This window comes from Candidatus Methylomirabilota bacterium (genome assembly GCA_036005065.1).
GTDB lineage: Bacteria > Methylomirabilota > Methylomirabilia > Rokubacteriales > DASRDR01 > DASYQW01.
This window is the reverse complement of sequence record DASYQW010000400.1, coordinates 1-5,664: the sequence shown is the minus strand read 5'-3', so window position 1 is coordinate 5,664 and position 5,664 is coordinate 1. Positions and strand designations below refer to the sequence as shown.

5 protein-coding genes and 2 tRNA genes are annotated in these 5,664 nt (G+C 71.2%); 3 read left to right on the top strand and 4 right to left on the bottom strand.

Translation table 11 applies throughout. The annotated features are described in order from the left end of the window. Window positions 1–25 precede the first annotated feature (25 nt). From VGW35_26655 to VGW35_26645, 3 genes are all read left to right on the top strand, one after another. A tRNA-Ser gene (locus tag VGW35_26655) sits at window positions 26–114 on the top strand. 72 nt (window positions 115–186) lie between these two features. Further along, on the top strand, window positions 187–1,035 hold the full coding sequence (locus VGW35_26650) for a DUF4412 domain-containing protein (GenBank protein ID HEV8311257.1): 849 nt from the start codon (window positions 187–189) through the stop codon (window positions 1,033–1,035). Between the two features lie 54 nt (window positions 1,036–1,089). Beyond that, window positions 1,090–1,183 (top strand) — tRNA-Ser (locus VGW35_26645). Between the two features lie 108 nt (window positions 1,184–1,291). On the opposite strand, the gene VGW35_26640 is transcribed toward VGW35_26645, so the two are convergent. Genes VGW35_26640 through VGW35_26625 form a run of 4 tightly spaced genes read right to left on the bottom strand, consistent with a single transcriptional unit; the run spans window position 1,292 to window position 5,124 of the window. Next, window positions 1,292–1,789, bottom strand: a complete 498-nt coding sequence (locus tag VGW35_26640) for a GNAT family N-acetyltransferase (GenBank protein ID HEV8311256.1) — start codon at window positions 1,787–1,789, stop codon at window positions 1,292–1,294. Beyond that, complete coding sequence (locus VGW35_26635) at window positions 1,786–2,628, bottom strand: ABC transporter permease (GenBank protein ID HEV8311255.1); 843 nt, start codon at window positions 2,626–2,628, stop codon at window positions 1,786–1,788. The genes VGW35_26640 and VGW35_26635 overlap by 4 nt, the downstream gene beginning before the upstream one ends. Next, window positions 2,594–3,547 (bottom strand): ABC transporter permease, encoded by a 954-nt coding sequence (locus VGW35_26630; GenBank protein HEV8311254.1) that lies wholly within the window; start codon window positions 3,545–3,547, stop codon window positions 2,594–2,596. The genes VGW35_26635 and VGW35_26630 overlap by 35 nt, the downstream gene beginning before the upstream one ends. Before the next feature lie 14 nt (window positions 3,548–3,561). Beyond that, window positions 3,562–5,124 (bottom strand): ABC transporter substrate-binding protein, encoded by a 1,563-nt coding sequence (locus tag VGW35_26625; protein HEV8311253.1) that lies wholly within the window; start codon window positions 5,122–5,124, stop codon window positions 3,562–3,564. Window positions 5,125–5,664 lie beyond the last annotated feature (540 nt).

Sequence of the window (5,664 nt, the reverse complement as noted above, 5' to 3'; positions counted from 1 at the left end):
TAGAAGTGACTGGAAATATTGCTCCGGAGGGGTGGCCGAGCGGTTGAAGGCGCCGGTCTTGAAAACCGGTATGGGCGCAAGCCCTCGGGGGTTCGAATCCCTCCCCCTCCGCCAGTGTTCGTGGGTGTCCGACTGATTCCCGACGGGACCGCTGGAGTCACGAGCCCGTCGGAAGGGAGCAACGGAATGGGGTTTCAGCGCGTGGTCGCCGCGGGTGTCCTGGCGGGAGTCCTGGGCTGGGCGGCCCCGGCCTCCGCCGGGTGGATCATCGAGCAGGTCGTGAAGGGCAGTGGCGACGAAGGGCGGCACCAGGTGACGGTCGAGGCCAACCGGATGAAGACGCTCATGGTCGGCCCGGACGGTCGCCCGGTGGGAGCCTTCATCCTGGACCTGAATGCCGACACCATCACCCAGGTGGATTATCCGAGGCGGCAGTTCGTGACCGCCACGCTCCAGGAGTACGTGCAGACGATCACGGGGGCCCTCCAGGCCGCGGCCGGGCAGATGGCGGGCGCGATGAAGGCCATGGAAGAGGCGATGAAGGATATGCCGCCCGAGCAGCGCAAGATGGCCGAGCAGATGCTCCGCTCCCGGCAACAGCCGGCGGGCGGCGGGGGGGCGGCCTGCCCGGAGCCGCAGCTCGAGCTGCGCAAGACGGGACAGCAAGCAACGATCGCGGGGCAACCGGCGGTGCGCTACGAGCTCCTGGCCGACGGGAAGGTCGACTCGGAGCTCTGGATCGCGCCCGGGATCACGGCGTGGCGGGAGCTCGATCCCGCGAAGCTCGAGCGCTTCTCGACCGAGATGGCGAAGGCCGCCCCCGGCTGTGATCCGAACCGGCGTCGCCAGGGGCTCCCCGGCGCGGACCCCTCGTGGAAGCTCGCTGGCGAGGGCTATCCGGTGCGGGTGGTGAGCCGGACAGCGGGGGTGACCGTCGAGGTCGTGAAGGCGGAGAGCCGGTCGGTGCCGGCCGCGGAGTTCCAGCCCCCGGCCGGCTTCGCGCGCAAGACGCTGAAGGAGATGACGGGCCAGTGACGGCCGGCGCCGGTTGACAAACCCTGATGCCCCCGCGAAGATGAATTCTCGCGCGGAGAGGTGGCCGAGTCGGCCGAAGGCAGCCGCCTGCTAAGCGGTTACCGGGTGTTGAGCCCGGTCCCGGGTTCGAATCCCGGCCTCTCCGCCAATCCTTTCGTCGCTCCCTGATCGCGCCCGCCGCGTCGCGGCGGGCGGTCCCAAACCCCCGGACGTGTCGTGCCGGGGGTTTTCCTTTCCCGGGGGGCGCGATACCGAGTCACACGGAGAGCCGGTCGGCGGGCGGCCGCAGGGCCTTCTGATAGAGGGCCTCGTCGAGGCCGGGCCGGGCGAAGTCCGGCAGGTCGCCGACGTGCCGGTACCCGTGGCGCTCGTAGAAGCGTCGGGCGCCCGTGTTGTCCGCGGTGACCAGCAGGACGAGGTGATTGGCCCCGCCGCGCGCCCGGTCCTCGGCCGCCGCCAGGAGGCGGGCGCCGAGTCCCGTCCGCTGCTCGGAGGGGGCGACCAGAAGGAGCCGCAGATAGGCGGCCCCGGTGAGGATCCGGCTCGGGATGACCCAGGCCAGTCCTCGCGGCGGAGCGCCCGCCGGGCGACCCGTCAGGAGAACGTCGCCGGCTCGCCGCGCCCGGACGAGGGCGGCGAGCGCCGTGTCCCGGGTGGTCCCGTAGCGCAGCAGAAGAGACGAGGCGGCCATCAGCTCGGCGAGGACCGGGAGGTCCTCGGCGGTCGCCGGGGCCACGACGAGGTCCGCGCTCACCGTCGGCCGCGCGGGTCGAGGAGATCCCGCAGGGCGTCGCCCAGCAGGTTGAAGCCGAGGACGGCCAGCATGATGGCGAGCCCGGGCAGGATCGCCATGTGGGGCGCCAGCTCGAGATGCTGCCGGCCCTCGTTCAGCATGGTGCCCCAGGAAGGCGCCGGCGGCTGAGCGGACAGCCCCAGGAACGACAGCGAGGCCTCGGTCAGCACCGCCCACGAGAGCGCGATGCTCGTCTGCACCACCAGGACCGAGGTGAGGTTCGGCAGGATGTGCCGCCCGACGATCCGCCCGGCCCCCGCCCCCAGGGCGCGGGTGGCCTCGACGAACTCGCGCTCCTTCATGGCCAGGACCGGGCCGCGCACGATGCGGGCAAAGATCGGGGTGTAGACGACGGCGATGGCGATGATCACGTTGTCGGGGCTCGGGCCCAACGCGGCCACGATGCCGAGGGCGAGGAGGATCGCCGGGAACGAGAAGAACACGTCCATGGCGCGCATGATCGCCTGGTCGAGGCGGCCGCCGGCGTAGCCCGAGACGAGCCCGAGCAGGCCGCCGGCGACGACGGCGCCGGCGACCGAGGCCAGCGCGACGCGCAGGGACAGCCGGGCGCCGTAGATCGTGCGGCTGAGGAGATCGCGGCCGAAGGCGTCGGCGCCCAACGGCTGCGCCCAGCTCGGACCGGCCAGGCGGTGCTGAGGGGTCATCTCGAACGGGCTCCGGAGCGGCAGCCAATCGGCGACGAGCGCCAGCAGGCCGAAGAGGCCGACGATCAGGAGGCCGGCCCGCGCGCCGCTGGCGGCCTGCTTACCGCTGACGAATGCGCGGATCGAGGTAGCCATAGAGCACGTCGACGAGGGTGTTGACCGCGACGAAGAGGAGGGCGACCACCAGCACGGCGCCCTGGACCAGCGCGTAGTCCCGCTGGTGGATGGCGGTGAGGAGCATGCGGCCGAGCCCCGGGACCGCGAAGATCTCCTCGACCACGACGGCTCCGCTCAGCAGGTAGCCGACCTGGATGCCCAAGATCGTCACGACGACGATCAGGCTGTTCTTCAGGGCGTGCCGGGAGACGACCGCCGTGCCACTCAATCCCTTGGCGCGCGCGGTGCGGATGTAGTCGGCCCCGAGGACGTCGAGCATGGCCGAGCGCGTCGTGCGCATCACCACCGCCGCCATCGCCACCCCCAGGGTGATCGCCGGGAAGACGAGGAAGCGCAGGTTGGCCACCGGATCGTGGGCCAGCCCGACGTAGCCCCCGGTGTTGGGCATCCAGCGGAGATAGCGGGCGAAGAGCAGGACGAACAGCGTCCCGAGCCAGAAGTTCGGCAGGGCGAGTCCCAGGAGGCCGAAGCTCCGGGCCCCCAGGTCGAGCGCCGTGTCGGGGCGCAGGGCCGAGGTCACGCCGAGCGGGAGCCCCACCCCCAGGGCGACCACCGCCGCCGCCAGCGCCAGCTCGGCCGTCACCGGCAGGCGGCCCATGATCTCGGCGAGGACCGGGTGACCGGTGCGAATCGAATAGCCGGCGTCCCCGCGCAGGAGGGCGCCGAGCCAGGTGAGGTACTGGGAGTAGAGCGGCTGATCGAGGCCGAAGTACGCGCGTAGCTCGGCGATCTGCTCGGGGCTCAACACGGTCGAGGTGCCGAGCCGCACGGCGATCGCATCGCCGGGGATCAGGCGCAGGAAGAGAAAGGTGAGGACGGAGACGCCGAGCAGGGTCGGGACCAGGCTCAGCAGCCGCTTGGCGAGGTAGAGACCCAGACTGCCCGCGCTCCCTACTTGTCGAGCCAGGTTTGCCGCAGATACGCGACGGAGCCCGTCGGGAGGTGGACGAAGCCCTTGGTGGTCGCCTGGAGACCCACGTAGTCCCGCCCGACATAGAGCCACACGAAGGGGACGCCGGTCACCAGCTCCCGCTGGGCGACCGCGTAGAGCTCGCGGCGCCGCTGAGGATCCGCGAGCGCGCGGGCGCGCTTGATCGCGTCGCTGGCGGCGTCGTTCTGGTAGGAGTGGACGAAGTTCAGGTTGCCGTCGTTCGTGAAGTAGCGGAAGAGGTAGAAATCGGGATCCGGCTGACCGGAATTGAGCCCGGGCGCCATCTCGAAGTCGGCCTTGAGCCACCGCTGCACCCACTGGCCGAACTCCAGGAGCTCGATGGTCACCTTGATGCCCGCCTCGCCGAGCTGCTGCTGGACGATCTGGGCGATGTCCTTGGCGTAGACCGGCTCGGTGGACTGGGTGAGCAGGGTGAGCTGGACCGGCCCCACTCCGGCCTCCTGGAGGAGGCGGCGGGCGCGGGCGACGTCCCGCGTGTACAGCGGGAACTCGGTCGTGGGCAGGGCATAGAAGGGGAGCGCCGGCGGCAGGGGGCCGGTCGGGTCGCCGGCGCCGAGCGCGACGGTGTCGATGATCTGCTTCCGGTCGATCGCGGAGGCGATGGCCTGGCGGACCTTGGGGTGGTCGAGGGGCTTGCGCTTGGTGTTGAGGAAGAGGAGGTGATAGTTGAGACTCGGCTTGGCGCTGATGGCGAGGCCCGCCTCGCGGGCGAGCGTCTGGGCCACCCGGGCATCCGCGATGAGCGCCAGGTCGGCGGCCTTCGTCCGCAGCGCGGCGGTCAGGCCGGCCTCGTCGGGGACGATGTTGATCCGCACGCCGTCGAGGTACGGCTGGCCCTGGACGTAAAAGTCGCGAGAGGCCTCGAAGCGCATGAAGTTGTCCGGTGCCCACTCGGCCAGGCGGAAGGGCCCGGTGCCGATCGCGTGCTCTTTCCGGGAAAGATCGTCGTTCGCCGCCCGGGCGACCTTCTCGGAGACGATGCTCGCGTTGGGATGAGCCATGTAGATCAGCAGCGCCACGTTGGGCTGCCTGAGATGCAGGACGACCGTCCGCGGATCGGGGGCCTCGACCCGGTCGAGGTCGGCGAAGAAGGCCCGGGCGACGGCCTTGGTCTGCGGATTCAGGATCCGCTCGAAGGTGAATTTCACGTCCGCGCTGGACAGGGGCTCGCCGTTGTGGAACCGGGCCGGGCGCAGGCGCAGCGTGAGCTGGCGGCCGTCCGATGACAGGGTCCACGACTCGGCCAGCTCGGGCTGGACGCTGAGGTCGGGGCCGAGCCGGGTGAGCGTGGAGTAGACGAGCTCGAAGACGCGATGGCTCGTGAAGGCCGGGACCTTGTGGGGATCGAGGTTCGTGGCCTCGCCCTGCCGGGCAAGGACGAGGAGGCCGCCTCGCTTGACCGGCGCCGGCGCCTGGGCGGCCCCGCGGGGACTCGAGGCGAGACCGACGGCGACCACGGCCAGGAACAGGACGGCGAGTCGCCGCGAGGGGCGCCGGGTCATGCGGGTCTCCTCTCCCGCTGGATTCTGAGTGGAAGGGCGCCGCCTGTCAACGGACTCGGCTACAGCGTGGGCGTCGCGCGGCCTGGCTCGATGCCGCGCGCAATCGGCATGCTGGATCCGAGCGCGGCGAACCACCATCGCCCGATGGACCCGGATCGGCTGCCCGCAGAGGTCAAAGAGCCGCTTCAGGGAACGCCCACCGCCCGGACCATTCGCGCCCGAGGCTCGGCCCCGGAGACACCGGCTGGAGCATTTCCGACCGCAGCGGCTCGCGGAGTGCCCGGTAGGCGGCGAGCGTGCCCAGCTCGGCGCTGCCCACCAGGCGTCTGTTCAGGTTCGAGCTCTTCCCGATCTCGCCCGGCGGGCGGCGGGTCAAGCGGGTGGGCGGACGCGAGAGTAGGGTGCGGCCAACCCGCAGTAGCACGGTGCACCCTGCGTGGGCTATGCTGGCGGGGCCATGGGGAGGGGCGGCGCGGTAACCAGCGGGGCGGGCTCGGGAGATCACGCCTGAGGCCAGCCGGTCCTCGCGGCTGGCGAGAT

Excerpts from the sequence above, each read along its gene's own strand:
- VGW35_26650 (HEV8311257.1), top strand. The coding sequence starts at position 187 with ATGGGGTTTCAGCGCGTGGTCGCCGCGGGTGTCCTGGCGGGAGTCCTG.
- VGW35_26635 (HEV8311255.1), bottom strand. The coding sequence starts at position 2,628 with ATGGCTACCTCGATCCGCGCATTCGTCAGCGGTAAGCAGGCCGCCAGC.
- VGW35_26625 (HEV8311253.1), bottom strand. The coding sequence starts at position 5,124 with ATGACCCGGCGCCCCTCGCGGCGACTCGCCGTCCTGTTCCTGGCCGTG.